Source organism: Lentibacillus sediminis, from assembly GCF_002763455.1.
Lineage (GTDB): Bacteria > Bacillota > Bacilli > Bacillales > Amphibacillaceae > Lentibacillus_D > Lentibacillus_D sediminis_A.
In genome coordinates this window covers 469529-484599 of the sequence record NZ_NIXK01000002.1, presented here as the reverse complement: position 1 = coordinate 484599, position 15071 = coordinate 469529, and the positions used below count along the sequence as shown (strand labels likewise).

The 15071-nt window shown below is 44.8% G+C and carries 16 protein-coding genes; 13 read left to right on the top strand and 3 right to left on the bottom strand.

Annotated elements, in window-relative coordinates:
- Positions 1 to 210: 210 nt before the first annotated feature.
- A complete protein-coding gene (rsmD, locus tag CEG13_RS06510) occupies positions 211 to 780 on the top strand; it encodes a 16S rRNA (guanine(966)-N(2))-methyltransferase RsmD (RefSeq protein WP_275661794.1) in 570 nt (189 codons plus the stop codon).
- 123 nt (positions 781 to 903) lie between these two features.
- Positions 904 to 1383: a pantetheine-phosphate adenylyltransferase gene (gene coaD / locus CEG13_RS06505; protein WP_100011065.1), complete on the top strand. Its 480-nt coding sequence runs from the start codon at positions 904 to 906 to the stop codon at positions 1381 to 1383.
- A gap of 53 nt (positions 1384 to 1436) precedes the next feature.
- On the opposite strand, the gene ylbJ is transcribed toward coaD, so the two are convergent.
- The gene (gene ylbJ / locus CEG13_RS06500; protein WP_100011064.1) at positions 1437 to 2654 is read right to left on the bottom strand and encodes a sporulation integral membrane protein YlbJ; all 1218 of its coding nucleotides are present in this window, start codon (positions 2652 to 2654) and stop codon (positions 1437 to 1439) included.
- 321 nt (positions 2655 to 2975) lie between these two features.
- Between ylbJ and CEG13_RS06495 the strand changes: the two genes are divergently transcribed.
- Positions 2976 to 3998 carry a SepM family pheromone-processing serine protease gene (locus tag CEG13_RS06495; RefSeq protein ID WP_100011063.1) on the top strand — a complete coding sequence of 341 codons (1023 nt, stop codon included), beginning with the start codon at positions 2976 to 2978 and terminating at the stop codon, positions 3996 to 3998.
- Between the two features lie 69 nt (positions 3999 to 4067).
- Here CEG13_RS06495 and CEG13_RS06490 read toward each other — a convergent pair whose 3' ends face one another.
- Entirely contained in the window at positions 4068 to 5282 is a 1215-nt protein-coding gene (locus tag CEG13_RS06490; RefSeq protein WP_100011062.1) for a nucleotidyltransferase, read from the bottom strand.
- 207 nt (positions 5283 to 5489) lie between these two features.
- Here CEG13_RS06490 and CEG13_RS06485 point away from each other — a divergent pair, with 207 nt between their 5' ends.
- The 4 genes from CEG13_RS06485 (at position 5490) to CEG13_RS06470 (ending at position 7717) form a co-directional block, all read left to right on the top strand.
- Complete coding sequence (locus CEG13_RS06485) at positions 5490 to 6020, top strand: YceD family protein (protein ID WP_100011061.1); 531 nt, start codon at positions 5490 to 5492, stop codon at positions 6018 to 6020.
- Positions 6021 to 6055: 35 nt separating this feature from the next.
- Positions 6056 to 6229: a 50S ribosomal protein L32 gene (rpmF, locus tag CEG13_RS06480; RefSeq protein ID WP_100011060.1), complete on the top strand. Its 174-nt coding sequence runs from the start codon at positions 6056 to 6058 to the stop codon at positions 6227 to 6229.
- Between the two features lie 82 nt (positions 6230 to 6311).
- A complete protein-coding gene (locus tag CEG13_RS06475) occupies positions 6312 to 7070 on the top strand; it encodes an enoyl-CoA hydratase/isomerase family protein (RefSeq protein ID WP_100011059.1) in 759 nt (252 codons plus the stop codon).
- Between the two features lie 158 nt (positions 7071 to 7228).
- The gene (locus CEG13_RS06470) at positions 7229 to 7717 is read left to right on the top strand and encodes an RsfA family transcriptional regulator (protein ID WP_100011058.1); all 489 of its coding nucleotides are present in this window, start codon (positions 7229 to 7231) and stop codon (positions 7715 to 7717) included.
- 59 nt (positions 7718 to 7776) lie between these two features.
- Here the strand turns inward: CEG13_RS06470 and CEG13_RS06465 are convergent, their stop codons facing one another.
- A complete protein-coding gene (locus tag CEG13_RS06465; RefSeq protein ID WP_100011057.1) occupies positions 7777 to 8259 on the bottom strand; it encodes an N-acetyltransferase in 483 nt (160 codons plus the stop codon).
- 209 nt (positions 8260 to 8468) lie between these two features.
- On the opposite strand from CEG13_RS06465, the gene CEG13_RS06460 reads away from it, so the two are divergent.
- The 6 genes from CEG13_RS06460 (at position 8469) to CEG13_RS06435 (ending at position 15045) form a co-directional block, all read left to right on the top strand.
- Positions 8469 to 8846 (top strand): DUF3397 domain-containing protein, encoded by a 378-nt coding sequence (locus CEG13_RS06460; protein WP_100011056.1) that lies wholly within the window; start codon positions 8469 to 8471, stop codon positions 8844 to 8846.
- Between the two features lie 282 nt (positions 8847 to 9128).
- On the top strand, positions 9129 to 10748 hold the full coding sequence (bshC, locus tag CEG13_RS06455) for a bacillithiol biosynthesis cysteine-adding enzyme BshC (protein WP_100011055.1): 1620 nt from the start codon (positions 9129 to 9131) through the stop codon (positions 10746 to 10748).
- A gap of 193 nt (positions 10749 to 10941) precedes the next feature.
- Positions 10942 to 11373 carry a division/cell wall cluster transcriptional repressor MraZ gene (mraZ, locus tag CEG13_RS06450; protein ID WP_100011054.1) on the top strand — a complete coding sequence of 144 codons (432 nt, stop codon included), beginning with the start codon at positions 10942 to 10944 and terminating at the stop codon, positions 11371 to 11373.
- A 69-nt stretch (positions 11374 to 11442) separates the two neighbouring features.
- Positions 11443 to 12420 carry a 16S rRNA (cytosine(1402)-N(4))-methyltransferase RsmH gene (rsmH, locus tag CEG13_RS06445; protein WP_100011053.1) on the top strand — a complete coding sequence of 326 codons (978 nt, stop codon included), beginning with the start codon at positions 11443 to 11445 and terminating at the stop codon, positions 12418 to 12420.
- Positions 12420 to 12794: a cell division protein FtsL gene (gene ftsL / locus CEG13_RS06440; RefSeq protein ID WP_100011052.1), complete on the top strand. Its 375-nt coding sequence runs from the start codon at positions 12420 to 12422 to the stop codon at positions 12792 to 12794. Before rsmH ends, ftsL begins: the two co-directional genes overlap by 1 nt.
- Positions 12795 to 12816: 22 nt before the next feature.
- Complete coding sequence (locus CEG13_RS06435) at positions 12817 to 15045, top strand: penicillin-binding transpeptidase domain-containing protein (protein ID WP_100011051.1); 2229 nt, start codon at positions 12817 to 12819, stop codon at positions 15043 to 15045.
- Positions 15046 to 15071: the final 26 nt, after the last annotated feature.

Here is a 15071-nt window from a genome sequence, read left to right as displayed (position 1 = left end):
CAAAAAGGCAAAGGGAGAGGAGAAACCGGAGGAAGAACTTATGGGGAAGTTTAAGTCTTCTCCGAGTTTTCGAAACAACCAAGCTAACAATTAGCTGCTTCACTATGCTAGTATGAACAGAAATGGAAATTCTATACCCAATACATAAAGCTTTTTTTCTTTTTGCTGTCCTCTTTCAGATTATTTATGGTAGGATAATGTCGAAACGTTATACATAGAGGTGGAGGCATGCGTGTAATAGCTGGAGATCATAAAGGGCGTCAACTAAAGGCAGTCCCGGGAAAAACGACAAGACCGACGACAGATAAAGTAAAAGAAGCAGTATTTCAGGTAATCGGTCCTTTTTTCACAGGCGGTGCGGTACTTGATTTATTTGCCGGAAGCGGGTCTCTGGGAATTGAGGCACTAAGCAGAGGAATGGAACGGGCAGTTTTTGTGGATAAACATCCAAAAGCAATACATACAATCCATGAAAATCTGAGAACCTTAAATATAACCGGGCAGGCGGAAGTTTTCCGTGCCGATGCCTACCGTGCTGTTCAAGCAGCAGCCAAACGGGAACTTGCTTTTTCGTTAATTCTGCTCGACCCGCCCTATAAGCAGGGAGGCTACGAAAAACTGCTGAAGGTTATTATTGAACAGGAGCTTCTTCACCCGGACGGCATGATTTATTGTGAGCATGATACGGCGGAAGTGCTGCCGGAGACAGTGGGTTCTCTTGCTGTGTGGAAACAGGAGAATTATGGCGGCACGACCGCAATGACCATTTATCGCAGGTAAACTGGCTGTGAGATCCCCCTTCAAGAATTCAAGAAGAGTATGGGAAATTGTAAGTGAGGGAGGAAGGGTACTCCAATGAATGAAGTTTCAATTAATCAGAAATAAGAAAGGAGAGCATTTCTATTGAGCAGGCTAGCAATTTGTCCAGGAAGTTTTGACCCGATCACCAACGGGCATTTAGATATTATTCAACGTGGTGCCAAAATATTTGATGAGGTAATGGTTACGGTGTTTAACAATCAGTCCAAAGCCCCTCTGTTTACTGTGGAAGAGAGAATGGATCTGATTAGAGATGCAGTGAAGGACCTGCCAAATGTGAAGGTAGATTCCTCAGATCATTTATTAATGGATTATGCGAAAGAAAATCATGCAAATGTGGTGATCAGGGGTTTGCGTGCTGTCAGTGATTTTGAATATGAAATGCAGATCACCTCAATGAACCGCAAGCTTAATGAAGATATCGAAACTTTTTTCATGATCACCAATAATCAATATTCCTTTTTGAGCTCAAGCATTGTCAAAGAAGTTGCCAAGTACCATGCTGATGTCAGCGATCTCGTGCCTCCAGCCGTGGAAAAGTCATTAAAGCAAAAATTCAGTTAAAATAAAAAAGATGCTGCGTGTATGCGTACAGCATCTTTTTTATTTTGATTATGTCATCTTAAACTTTGCCTCCTGAGGATGATCAAGGCCGCGGTACCTAGGCTGAATAATGTAATCAGCGGACCCGCTTGGCTTAATGTTTCCAGCACAGTCATCCAAAAGTTAGGGCTTTCCTCTTTAAATACCGGGGTCTCTCCCAGCTCTGAGGTCTGCTGATCCAAATAAAGCGGTTTAAACAGGATGATAGTAAGTATTGCTGCCAATATGCCATGCAAAATGCGGGCAAATAAGTAAGGGGTGAACCGTATATCGGTCTTAGCTAAAATACTGGCTACCTGTGCCTGAACAGAAAGCCCGTTAAAACCGAGAATAAAACTCACCAGAATCGCTTGCGGCAGTAAAGTGGAGCTTGAGATTTGTGAAATCATTTGCGCTCCGATGGTGATTTCGAATAAACCGGAAAAAAACGGCAGCGCCATTTCCGCCGGAAGCATTAGCAACACCAGCAGTTGTTCAACCACCAAAGAAGCAAAATCGGATAACCCTGTCAGAAAAAGCAGTTTGTTCAGAACGGAAAAAAGAATAATAAATCCCCCAACCATAATCAGGGTCTTAATAGAGTTTAACACCGCATCGCCGAGAATTTCGCCAAATGGGCGCTCATCGTTCAATCTGGTTTGATGCATCTCTTTAAAAGCTGTGATGATGGATGGCTTTCTTCGTTCCTTGTGCAGTTCATCTTTTGTAAGTCTTTCTTCTTTTCTGCGGTAAAAACGCATGATGATACCGACAAGCGCATTGCCGAGATAATGGCATACTCCAAGCAGTACACCTAGTGCGGCATCATGAAAAAAACCGATGGAGACGGCACCAAAAATAAATAGAGGGCTGGATGCGTTGGTGAAAGACACGAGCCGTTCTGCCTCAATGCGTGTAAGCTGTTCTTCCTCCCTTAGTCTCGCGGCGATTTTTGCCCCTGTTGGATACCCGCTTGCCATCCCCATTACCCAGCCGAAACTCCCTGCACCGGGGACATTGAATAATGGACGCATCACAGGCTCTGACAGCACTCCGAGGAATTTCACCACTCCAAATCCAGTTAAAAGTTCAGCAGCGATAAAAAAAGGCAGTAATGCAGGAAAAACACTTTCCCACCAAATATTCAAGCCCCGGATGCTTGCTTCCAGAGATTGGTCAGGAAACTGAATAAGTGCAAAGGCAAAAAAGCTGGTAAAGCCTGCTAACAGTATTGTTTTTATGATTTGCGTCAATTTGAAGCCCCCTAAGCGTTTGAACCTTGCTCTGTACAACCTGTATGGATCGTAGTAGAATGATGCTAGCTTGTTTTTTCGGTACAACCCTTTATCAATATACGCGAGAGACCGTTCTATTTATGTCAGAGACGCCGGTTATTTTTTGGTCGTTATTATAATAATTGCTGTCGTAAGGGTGCTGAGGCTCAGTAATAAACAAAGCTAAATTAATATTCAGCGAACCTGCTGTATAAGATAGATTAGTGTCTGTTTATTGGACTAAACAGCCTAATTACATAGCAAAGAGCTCCGAGTGTGGAGACTGGAAGGGGCTATTCGATGAATTTTTCAAAAAGACATGTTATCTCATTGCTGGTGGTTGTGATTATTGCTTACTTTCTCTCGGCCTACCAGCTTGATTACTACATCCAGCGGCCAGGCGGCGCCGATGAACTGGATCCGATTGTTGAAGTAAATGGCGGGTATGGAAGCGAAGGGGATATGCATCTGGTGACGATCAGCGGCGGGCAGGCTACGCCGGTGCAATATGTACTTGCCCACATTCTGCCGCATCATGAGGTTCTTCCGCTTCACCAGGTTCGCCCTGAAGGCATATCAGAGGAAGAATATATGCAGGCACAGCTGCAAATGATGGAAAGTTCTCAGGAGGCATCGACTGTGGTGGCATATCAAGCGGCAGAGGAAGGTATTGACATCGATTATAATGGGGTTTATGTCGTCTCCGTCGTTGAGGGGATGCCTGCAGACGCAAATCTTGAGGTCGGGGATCGCATTACAGGAATCGATGGAACAGAGATCCAGGAAGCGGAAGATCTGATCAGTTATGTAGACGGGAAGGGTGCCGGTGATACGATCACGTTGGAAATCGTCCGCGGCGAAGAAACAATTACCGAAGAAGTGGAGCTTGGTACCTTTCCTGATGGAGAACAGGTGGGCATTGGAATTAGCCTGGTCACAGACCGCAGTGTTGAAGTAGAACCGGAAGTCAAATTTTCCAGCGGCCAGATTGGCGGACCAAGTGCAGGTTTGATGTTTTCCTTGGAAATTTATGACCAGCTCACAGAGGAAGATCTGACGAAAGGGTATAAGGTTGCAGGAACCGGAGAGATTGATTATTCCGGCAATGTCGGCCGAATCGGCGGGATTGATAAAAAAGTGGTAGCGTCGGACGACGAAGGAGTGGACATTTTCTTCGCCCCAAATGAAAACGGAGCGGAAAATTCCAACTATGAGGTCGCTGTAGAGACCGCAGAGGAAATTAATTCAGATATGGAAATCGTTCCGGTTGATACCTTTTCAGATGCATTAAATTACCTGCAGGACCTGGAAAGTGCCAGCTGACCATTAGCTAAAGAGAAAGAGACCTTTTTCATGAGAAAAGGTCTCTTTCTTTTTCTGAACGGGAAAGAATCACACCATCACAGGCGGGCTAAGTTCCTGATTGTGCAGCTGCACCCTCTCGCTGGAAGACAGGATGCTGTAATAAGCATGGCTGGCTTTCTCCTCCAGTGCCAGTACCGGATGAATGCTGCGGGTTAACTGGCTAAGGAGCGGGACATTCAGCTGCTTTTTCACTTGATTTAAATAGTTTTGGCCTGTTTCTGTCATGCCAAGGATCCTAACATAAGGCACCGAACGGGAAGCCGTTGCCTGTCTCACCGCTGTTTTGGATGTATTGGTGAGTATATGGACGAACATGCGCTGAATTCTTGTCCATGTATAGCGTTTTGTTTTGATTGCTTCCACCCAATTCTGAAACGACTCCGCAATTTTTGCTGTATGCTTTATTCGATGCTCCAGCCCCTCATCCACTCCATGAATGGATGCCAATTCATTTGCCTCCATTGTCATCACTCGGTAGTGCAGCAATGGAAAGTAGTTTTCCCACATATGCCAGGAGGATGCCAACTCTTTATAGGCAAGGAGCTGTTGGAATGTTTCATCCGGAATGGCCTTCTGTGCTTTTCCTGTGATTTCTCCGGCAGCAGCAATCTCCTTGCGAATACTGGTTGCACTTGCAATGGCGCTGGTAATTGTCTGGTCATGATAACCGCTTCTTGTCCGCTTGATCGTTAGTGGTTCTATAGGTAAATGATCCTCAAGAATGGTACGGACATAGCTGTATCCAAGGATGTTATTCGGTTTGGTCAAATCTATCCCTAATGAAGCGTCCAGACCGATCTTTTGGTATGCGTGTCTGCTTGCTTCGGGAAAAGCAAGTCCTTTTTTCAATTCAGTATGCAGGATTTTTTTATAATCAAGCTCTTTTGCTTTAAAGGTTTGATAGCCTGTTATAAAATGGGTTATGTCTCCGGACTCACTGCCAAAACAAATGCTGGCTGTCCCCAGTTCATTCAGGGTGTGAACAGCACCTTTGGCAAACAAGTCACTGCTTTGGACGGCATAGGGATATGGAAGTTCTGCCACGAGATCGACACCCGTTTGCAGAGCGGCCCTCGTCCGGTAGAATTTATCGATGATGGCCGGTTCTCCTCTCTGGAGAAAGGAACCACTCATCACGGCAATCATGCAATCAGCGCCGGATGCCTTCTTTGCTTCCCGGAGGTGGTACAGATGGCCATTATGGAACGGGTTGTATTCAACAATCAAACCGCATGCGTTCATTTGCGACATCTCCTGTAACTGTGTTGCTGTTTATTGTATCAAAAGTGAGCAGAGACTGCACGATCGGGGCGGTTTTCGATCAGGAAAGCGAGTAGGGTCCCACATTTAAGGAAAAGCTATAAAAAGCGGATGAAACTGTCAAGAAAACTGGTTGACAAACTCACTTTTTTCTTTTAAAATTACTCTTGTTGCCTTGAGGTGATAATCATGAAATTTGCATTAGGCCAGTTGAGGAAAGATGCTTATCAGACCCCATTTTCGTTTGAAGATGAGGTGGATGTTTCTGAATTGGAATCGATGAACAATGATATCCGGAAGATCAAGCCCGTGAATGTAAGCGGCGAATGCTATATTCAGGGAGAGGAGATCATTTTTTCTCTACGTATAAAGGGAGAGATGATTTTGCCATGTGCACGAACATTAGTAGACGTTCCTTATTCGTTTGACATTCGTGCAGATGAAGTTTTTTCGACATCGCCCTATTATGGGGAAGAGGATGCAGAGAAAGAAATTCATCCGGTTGATGGAGAAGTGCTTGACTTACTGCCATATATAAAGGAAAATATTTTACTGGAGGTTCCTTTCCGTGTATTTGCTGATAATGTGAATGACCCGGATGCGGCACCGGAAAAAGGGCAGGGATGGGAATTGCTGTCAGAGGAAGACAAGCGACCTCAAGCAGATCCCCGTTTGGAAAAATTGCAATCACTGTTTGATGATAATCAGGAAAAAAAGTGAGCATGTTGTTTCATTCTTTGAAGGAGGTGTAAGACATGGCAGTACCAAAAAGAAGAACGTCTAAAAAGGTGAAAAATCAACGTCGCACTCATAAAAAATTACACGTGCCAGGCATGGTGGAGTGTTCCAATTGCGGCGAATTAGCCAGACCGCATCATGTTTGTAAATCATGCGGACATTATGACGGCAAGGAAGTAGTCAACAGCTAATAAGGTTTTTTACGCAACAGATCACGGACATTGTGGTCTGTTTTTTGCGTTTAAGGGCTAAACCGGAGAGAAGTGATGCCAAATGACAGAAGAAGTGTTGTATCAACGTCTTGAAGCGGGTTATGGTGAAATTTGCCTGAACCGTCCGGCAAAGCGGCATGCCATTTCCGCTGAGATGACGGCGTTATTTAAAAAGAAGCTGGATCAAGCGAGACAGGATCAATTGAAATTCCTGGTCATTACCGCATCAGGTGATGACTTGTTTTGTGCAGGTGGAGATTTACACTATCTGCATGGGGAACTGACTGCTGAGGAAGCGTTGTGCCGGCTTTCTCCGATGAAGGAATTGCTTTATGAAATTGCCGCTTTCCCCGTCCCAACGATATGTCTTTTGAACGGCAATGCTTTTGGCGGCGGATGCGAGATTGCCACTGCTTGCGATATTCGCATTGCCAGGGAGAAAGGCAGATTTGGCTTTATTCAATCCACAATCGGAATTATTCCCGGATGGGGAGGCGGGGCGCTGCTGTATGAAAAGGTTGCTCCCGATTTTGCTTTCCAGTGGCTGATGGAGGGGAATGTATTTTCAGCTCCTGTTTTAAAAGAACGTGGCTGGATTCACCACCTGGCAGCGGAAGAAGTATGGGCAAACCGCGAATCTTTGCTCGAGCCCTACACGTCCAAATCTCACAAGCAAATGAAAATATTAAAAGCCCAGTATAAGAATAAGTTATCTATCTCAAGGTTATCTTCTTTAATGAATGAAGAAGTGGAAAGCTGTGCGAGTTTATGGGATTCTCCCGAGCATAAGGAAGCCGTAAGGAAATTTATCCTGGGTTAACATCAGTAAAACCACCACTGAATGAAGTTTCACTTTATGGCAGGTCCATGACAGGTGCCTGCCGTTGAGCAAAAATTTTTCACTGAAAAGCACATCGAACTATTCTATCATTCCTATGTTTTGCATACATTGATAGCAAGCATATAAGGAGGGATGATATGAATGTGACACGACAGGACGCCTGGACAAAGGATGAAGATATTCTTTTAGCTGAAACGGTATTACGCTATATACAGAATGGCAAGACACAGCTTGAAGCATTTAAGGAAGTGGCTGAACGATTGTCAAGGACATCAGCGGCCTGTGGTTTCCGCTGGAATGCCACCATTCGTAAACAATACCAGGGAGCGATTCAAAAGGCAAAGGAAGAAAGGAAACATAACGGGAGAGGTGATTTGCTCACTTTTGCCAATACGAACCCGCAGGAAAAACATACCATAGAATCAGCCATATTATTGTTAGAAAAAATGAAAGCGCGATTTCCAGAGGGTGATCAACTGATCGTCAAAGAGCAGGACAAAATCGTCAAGCAGCTGGAGGCCGAAAATGAAAGGCTCAAGCAGCAGATCTCCCGCTATCATGGTACGTGGGAAGAGATTGGGAAACTATGGCAGCAGGTGAATGAGAACCAGCCTGCAAAAGAGTAGCCGATATGCTAGAGACTATCTGCAAAAAAAGGACATGAATGGAGAAAGCCATTCATGTCTTAATCTTTCCGTGTCTGTTCATTTACACCTTCCGGGAGCCAAATCAGCGGGTTTTCTCCCAAGTCTCTCTCCATATCGTAATGAGCTTTCTGAAAGCCCATTTTCTCCCAGAAACCGTGGGAATTAATCCGCGGATTGGTTTTGATTGGCAGGCTGTAACTTTTAGCAAATTCCACAAGCCGCTCACCATAGCCATTTCCCTGATAGTTCGGCAGCACCTCGAGTTTCCACAATGTCAGATAATCCTGCGGCGGTTCAAAATAGGCATCATACCGTTTGGACATGCGGTACAGGCTCATCCGGGCAATCAGATTATTTCCGTAATAAATCCCGTAAAAAGGTGATACGCTATCATTTTCCACAATGTTATCTTCCAGGTCCTCGCCCATTGACAGCTCCTGATTGCCGTACTCCTTGAAATGCTTAAATTCTTCCAGTGTCTTATAATTAATTAAAAGTCTTTCTACCTTCACATCACTCATACAAGTTTCCCCCTAGTTAAGTGTCAGAAATTTAAGGTTTTATATATATTATATTATAATATAAAAGGAGCGAGAATGAAATAAAAATCTCTGTCTGACTGGACGGTCCTGCGAAAATCGATGAAGCTGTGTGCTGAAAAAATCAGCGGAGAGGAGAGTGATCTGGTACAATAGACGGTAATGAGAAAAGAGAGGAATATGGTGGAAGAATGGGCGATATGATCATTTATTTGCTTGCAGTTTTTTTAACAATTCCTATTCTGGCTACAGGACTGGTCTATGGAATTTCCAAAAGAATCACAGGGAAGCATTGGAAATCGGTGCATCGTGCGGTCAACTGGACAACGATCCTTTATATTATCACGGTCTCTTTGCAATTATCCATTTTGTTTGATCGCCCCTATCCAGGCATCATTCTGATTGTGCTGTTAAGCCTGCTTGCTTGTATTGTGATCATCCAGTGGAAAACCCAGACAGAAATTGTTTTCACCAAAGCACTCAAGCTGCTTGTCAGAATATCTTTTTTGCTCTTTTTTGGTTTATACATAGTGCTTGGTGTGATTGGTATTCTGCTGGAAGTGTTTTAGGCGGCCGTATAATGTCGTCTTTGAAGGAAAGCTCTTTTCGCAAGTATTTGATAAAATTGCGACAGAAGTTCCTGCTGATTCCGCATCGGCAAAAGATATTCAGTTTATAGAATAAGCAATATACAATTTCAATTGAACGAGAAACCATAAATTCCAATTTTTAAAAGGCAAGCAGGGATACAGTTTCGCCCAATCGTACCTGCAATCAGAATACATGAAATCGGGCAGGCTTTTCTGTACAATACATAATGGATATGACGAAAAGAAGGAGCATGGGAGATAATGCAGATCGATCCGATACATACAAAGAAACAGAGCAGCTTAATACAGGATTATCTGATGGAAAAGAAAAAAATCATGCAGTTTTTTGACTATGCCCCATCAAATAGTGCAAAAGAGCGTGCAGAAGAAGTCCTCAAAAGGGAGTATCAGCGCAATAGATTAGCTGATACACTTGAGTCAATGAACCGGAAATGGGACGCTCCGGAAGCAACAAGAAAAAATATTGAACGATTAAAATCAGCAGACAGTCTCACGGTTATCGGCGGTCAGCAGGCAGGGCTTTTAACAGGGCCCCTTTATACGGTAAACAAAATTATTTCAATCATTCACTATGCCAAAAAACAGGAAAATGATTTGGGCATACCAGTGATTCCTGTTTTCTGGATTGCAGGAGAAGACCATGACTGGGAAGAGGTCAATCATATTTTTCTGCCAAAGGATCAGGGCATGAAAAAATTCAAACATCCGCAGCATGCCGAGGGAAAATATTCTGTATCTCAGATGAAAATAGATAAAAAAGCAAGTGAAGAATGGCTTGCTCATTTGTTCGAGCAATTACGGGAGACGAGCCACACTAAGCCGCTGTTTGAGAAGATGTTAAGCTGTCTGGAAGAGGCGGAAACATATACAGATTTTTTTGCCAGGATTATCTATCAGCTGTTTCCAAAAGAAGGGCTGGTACTCGTGGACTCGGCGGATCGCACATTGCGTGAACAGGAGAGCTCACATTTCCTTCAGCTGATCGAGCATCAGCCGGAAATTTCCTCCGGGGTGTCTCAAAGCATAGATCAGTTAAAAGAACAGAAATATACACTGACGCTGGAGGCAGAGCGGGAGGACGCCCATCTGTTTTATCATTTAAACGGAGAGAGAATCCTGCTCACGCGAAATGAACATGGAGAATGGATTGGAAAGCAGCAGGAGGTCAAGCTGTCAACCGAAGAACTCGCCAGTATTGCAAAAAGTAAGCCGCATCTGCTGAGCAATAATGTTGTCACCCGGCCGCTGATGCAGGAAATGCTGTTCCCCACCCTGGCATTCATTGGCGGGCCGGGGGAAATCGCTTATTGGGCTGCTTTAAAACCGGCTTTTCACAGGCTGGAAATGACCATGCCACCGGTGATTTTGCGACTCTCCCTTACTTTCCTGGAACCGGCAGCCAGAAAAGCACTCAGGAAATTTGATATTACTGCTTCTCAGGCAATTGATGGAGAAACCGAAGAGATAAAAAGACAGTGGCTTGCGGCAAAAAGCAACCCGGATGTCGAGCAATTATCTGAGGAAATAAAGCAGACCATCAATCATGCACACAAACCACTAAGGGATGCAGCAAAAGATGTCCGCTCGGATTTGGCTGACATGGCAGAAAAAAACCTGCTGTATCTGTACAAAGACATCGACTTCCTGAGAAAGCGGATAATAAAAGCTCTCGAAGAAAAATACGAAATGGAACTGGCTGAATTTGACCGGATCCATACAGCGTTCCATCCCCTTGGAGGGCTTCAGGAGCGAGTGTGGAATCCGCTGACATTATTAAATACGTATGGAGAAGATCTATTTGAACGAGTATTGGAGGAAACATTAACACCAGAAGCGAATCATTACCTGGTGTATCTCTGATCCCCCCACTATTCACCACCAATAGAATAAAGAAGACGAAACATAGCTGCCTTTAAGACAAGGCGGCTTTTTTGTTGTGTCAAAAAAATGTAATCTGATTGTCATTTATTGTTAATTTAATTTTTTTTAATAATCCAGTGGTGAATAGTGGGGGAATGTGGTAATATAAAAATACGAAGGAGGGGCGGACAATATGTTCATGGGTGAATACCAGCATAATATCGATGCAAAGGGAAGAATCATTGTCCCTTCCAAGTTTCGAGATGAGCTTGGAGAGAATTTTGTGGTCACCCGTGGACTGGATAAATGTTTGTTCGCCTATCCAATAGATGAATGGAAAATTTTAGAAGACAAATTAAAAAAGCTCCCGCTTACGAAAAAAGATGCCAGAGCATTTACGCGGTTTTTCTTTTCCGGTGCAGTGGAATGTGAAGTGGACAAGCAGGGAAGGATAAATATCCCGCAACCGCTCAGGAAGTATGCCGCGCTTGACAAGGAATGTGCAGTCATCGGCGTCTCCAACCGGGTTGAATTCTGGGCGAATGAGAACTGGGATGATTATTTCAGTGATTCCGAGGATTCTTTCGCGGAGATTGCCGAGAACTTGATGGACTTTGATATTTAATGTCCAGAAGCGCATACCTTCTAGAGCAAGCGGCCGGTTGGAAGATGATGAAGAAGCAGGTGGAAGAGCATGTTTGAACATTACAGTGTATTAGGTGAGGAAACGATTAACGGGCTTGCGGTCAAGCCAAATGGTACATATGTGGATGGCACTGTTGGCGGAGGCGGTCACGCAGAACGAATCGTTAAAGGCTTGGGAGAAGACGGCTTGCTGATAGCATTTGATCAGGATAAAGACGCCCTGAAGGCAGCAAAAGAAAGGCTCGCTCCATACGAAGGACGAATCCAGTTTGTTCATTCTAACTTCCGCGGTCTAAGGGAAGAACTCGAAAAACTCGGTATCCAGCAAATTGACGGTATTTTGTTTGATTTGGGCGTTTCTTCCCCGCAGCTTGACAGGGGAGAACGGGGTTTTAGCTACCAGGCTGATGCTCTCTTAGATATGCGAATGAATCAGGATATGGAGCTTACCGCCGGGAAAATTGTGAACACGTGGTCTTACAATGATTTAGTAGCAATTTTTTTCAAGTATGGTGAAGAAAAATTTTCCAAGCAAATTGCCAGGAAAATAGAAGAGCATCGCAAGACAGAAGAAATCAGCACAACCCACCAGCTGGTGGAGATTATAAAAGAGGGAATCCCGGCACCTGCCAGAAGAAAAGGCGGCCATCCGGCAAAGCGAATTTTTCAGGCATTAAGAATCGCCGTCAACGATGAGCTCGAGGCATTTAATGATGCCTTGCATCAGGCCGCTGAAACAGTGGCAATTGGCGGAAGAATTGCAGTAATTACCTTTCATTCACTGGAGGATAGAATCTGCAAACAAGCTTTTAAAAAATGGAGCACGGCAAAAGAGACACCAAGAAATCTGCCGGTGCTCCCCGAAGGACACGAAGCTCCGTTTAAATTAGTAAACAGAAAACCAATCACCGCAAACGAGGTGGAACTAAATGGTAATCGCCGATCCCGATCTGCAAAACTAAGGATCGCGGAAAAAATATATGAATGGAACGATGAATTTACCTACGGGGAAGGGTGGAGAAAATAATGGTTGCGAATCATGCAAGAAGCTGGCAGCCGCAAGCGCCGGAGCACACTCCGACTGAGGAAAAGAAAGTTGTTGTCAGAAGGCAGAAACAGGGCTGGATAACAAAAGGAGAAAAGCTTATTTATGCACTGACCAGTGCCTGCCTGCTTACAGGCGGGCTGTTCATGGTTTCTTATTCCTCTTCCACAGACACATTGAACAGGGAAATGCAATCTCTGGAACAAACGGTGCAGAATCAGCAGGTCACCAACGAATCACTGCTGTTTGAAGTGAAAGAACTGAGCAGGCCGGAGCGTATTACCAGTATCGCCAAAGAAAACGGCCTTGAGATTCAGGATGCGGAAGTGAAACAGGTGCACGACTTTAATAATTAAACAAGGGCAGGGGAATAAGGGAATGAGGAAACATAAAACAACCCATCTCATGGCCGGTATACTGATAATTGTATTTGTTGGTATTTTTCTTCTGCTCTCCGGACGTTTTTTGTACATACAGGCAACCGGGGAGGTCAATGGTGTTTCGCTGGAAGCCTGGGCGGAAGAGAAGCGGACCGCTTCGTACACACTGGACGCGGAGCGGGGGAAAATTTACGACACGAGTGGAATGACGCTGGCGTACGATAGGCCAGCTTTTCAATTATACGCGATCGTGGATGAAGCTTATACGTCAGACCCAGAAGATCCGCAGCATGTAACAGACCCTGAAAAAACAGCGGAGGCATTGGCTCCTTTATTAGATGTAGAGTCATCTTATTTACTGGATAGGCTGCGGTCGGGCATAGAAAGTGACCAATTTCAGGTCGAATTTGGCAATGCCGGTAAAGACCTGACTCAGCAGGAAAAGGAGAAAATTGAAGACCTCGAGTTACCGGGGATTCAATTTCGAGAAGAGTCGCTGCGTTATTATCCGAATGGAATGTTCGCCTCCCATATTATCGGCTTTGCCAGAGACGCCAGTGAGGAAGAAGAGGATGGGACAAGTGATATTGTCGGTGTAACCGGAATTGAAAAAGAGATGAATGATCTGCTCAGCGGCCAAGCGGGGGGCATATCCTACCAGCGTGATCTCTATAATACGAAGCTGCTCGACCCGGAAGAAGTCATCAAAAAACCGGAAGACGGGGATGATGTCTATTTAACGATTGACCAGAAAATCCAAACCCTGCTAGAGGATACCCTTACTCAGGTAGAGAAAGAATACGACCCGGAGCGGATGACAGCCATTGTGATGGATCCCAACACCGGCGAAGTAGTTGCGATGAGTTCACGGCCGAGTTACAACCCAAATAACCCGGCAAATGTGGAGAATTGGTACAATGACGCCATCTCCACCCCAATGGAACCCGGCTCAACAATGAAGATGTTTACCTGGGCAGCGGCAATGGAAGAAGGCGTTTATAACGGGGAAGAAGGTTTCAAATCCGGACGCTACCGGCCGAATGAGCGGCTGGACTATATCCATGACCATAATAACGAAGGATGGGGAACCATCTCTTATGATGAGGGGTTTGAACGTTCGTCCAATGTGGCGGCAGCCAAGTTGCTATGGGAAAAAATCGGAACGGAAACCTATCTCGACTATTTGCACGCATTTGATTTTGATAAAGAAACCGGAATCGATTTGCCTGGGGAGCAAAAAGGGCAAATTTTATACAATTGGCCACTGGAAAAAATTACTACTGCATTTGGTCAGGGCACGACGGTAACACCGATTCAGCAAATGAAGGCAGCCACAGCGATTGCCAATGGCGGAAAAATGATGCAGCCATATGTTATCCAGAAAATTGTTGATCCGACAACTGGAAACACAGTGAAGGAAAAATCACCAAATCAGGTTGGTGAGCCAATCTCTGAATCTACTGCTGAACAAGTGCGCAGCCTGCTGGGTTCTGCTGTAAGTGAAGATCACGGATCAGGGAAGAAAAACAGACTGGAGGATTATTCGGTTGGCGGAAAAACAGGAACGGCCCAGATACCGGACCCGGAAGGAAATGGCTATATGACCGGAAGGGAAAACCACTTGTTCTCTTTTCTGGGAATGGCACCCATTGATGATCCGCAGTTAATGATGTATGTATCCGTACAGCAGCCTGAACTCGATGCAGGGGAATATGGTTCTGATCCCGTCTCTTTCGTATTTAAGAATGTCATGGAAAACAGCCTGCATTATTTAAACATTGAACCGGACAAAGACCAGGAAACGGCAGCTGTTGAAGAAGTGGAGTTTCCAGGTGTTATTGGACAAGATGGCAAAGCAGCTGAACAAACACTGACTGAACTCGGATTAAATGTGTCATTGATCGGCGATGGGGAAGTTGTTGCGGCAAATGTACAGGAAGGGGAGAAGATCCTCCCTGGCGAACGTGTTATTCTGGTGACCGATAATCCGGTGATGCCTGATGTTACCGGCTGGTCTTTAAGGGATATTCAGCAACTGGCTGATCTAATGCAGCTGCAAATCGAAACCTTCGGAAACGGCTATGTGGTGACACAGCATATCAAAGAGGGTACACCACTCAAAGAAGGGGACTATTTAGGTGTGGAACTTGCTCCGCCAGGCGGGCCCTCTCCAGACACTAGTCAAGAAGCAGAAGAAGAGGAAAACACGGAAGACGAAGAACCTTAGAATGAATAGATGGAACAAGGACAAAC